The organism is Staphylococcus equorum (assembly GCF_001747895.1).
GTDB lineage: Bacteria > Bacillota > Bacilli > Staphylococcales > Staphylococcaceae > Staphylococcus > Staphylococcus equorum_A.
The window spans coordinates 1-262 of the sequence record NZ_LNNB01000006.1 but is presented as its reverse complement, the minus strand read 5'-3'; the positions used below and the strand labels follow the sequence as shown (position 1 = coordinate 262).

At 52.7% G+C, this 262-nt stretch carries 3 tRNA genes; all 3 read right to left on the bottom strand.

Annotation, left to right across the window (positions count from 1 at the left end):
- Position 1: 1 nt before the first annotated feature.
- A tRNA-Arg gene (locus AST02_RS01125) sits at positions 2-75 on the bottom strand.
- Positions 76-92: 17 nt separating this feature from the next.
- Positions 93-178: transfer RNA gene (locus AST02_RS01120), tRNA-Leu, on the bottom strand.
- An 8-nt stretch (positions 179-186) separates the two neighbouring features.
- Positions 187-261: transfer RNA gene (locus AST02_RS01115), tRNA-Gly, on the bottom strand.
- Position 262 lies beyond the last annotated feature (1 nt).

The following is a 262-nucleotide window of genomic DNA, read 5'->3' as shown; positions in this document are numbered from 1 at the left end:
GTGCGCCCGACAGGGGTCGAACCTGTAACCTCTTGATTCGTAGTCAAGTACTCTATCCAGTTGAGCTACGGGCGCTATATTAAAAATGATAATGCCGAGAACCGGAATCGAACCGGTACGGTGATCTCTCACCGCAGGATTTTAAGTCCTGTGCGTCTGCCAGTTCCGCCACCCCGGCAAAAATAATGGAGCAGAAGACGGGATTCGAACCCGCGACCCCGACCTTGGCAAGGTCGTATTCTACCGCTGAACTACTTCTGCA